This window comes from Cognatundibacterium luofuense, from assembly GCF_018139685.1.
GTDB classification, from domain to species: domain Bacteria; phylum Pseudomonadota; class Gammaproteobacteria; order Burkholderiales; family Burkholderiaceae_D; genus Undibacterium; species Undibacterium luofuense.
In genome coordinates, this window is sequence record NZ_JAGSPN010000258.1 from 1 (window position 1) to 379 (window position 379).

The window sequence follows — 379 nt, forward strand, 5'->3', positions numbered from 1 at the left end:
TCCCTAGCGGACAATGCACAAAATTTGATGATAAATTAAATGAGATGTTACTAATAGTCAGAAATAGCTCCAAGCATGATTTAACTGCATTTGTAACCCAAATCGATTCTTTACTCAATCAAACATCACGTGGGTATCAAACGCAATCAAATTTATATACGACTTATTTTTCCGGGACATCAATTACACAACTTTTAGGAGCCTTGCACTTATCGGCGCATAAAGGCAGCAAGATTGTTAATCTTGATTCATTTGTTGAAACCTTTGGTAAGCAATACGTCATCCTACTTGAATTGCTTTTTTGTATTGCCACATATAACAAGACAATAAATACTCAAAGGTAAGCGCCCGGTCATCACACCTTGACCGGGCGTTCCAG

General features: G+C 37.5%; 1 protein-coding gene. It reads left to right on the forward strand.

All coding sequences use genetic code 11. The features are described from left to right. On the forward strand, window positions 1–344 hold a 344-nt coding region (locus KDM89_RS20300; RefSeq protein ID WP_212689676.1), incomplete at its 5' end, for a hypothetical protein. Between the last annotated feature and the right edge of the window lie 35 nt (window positions 345–379).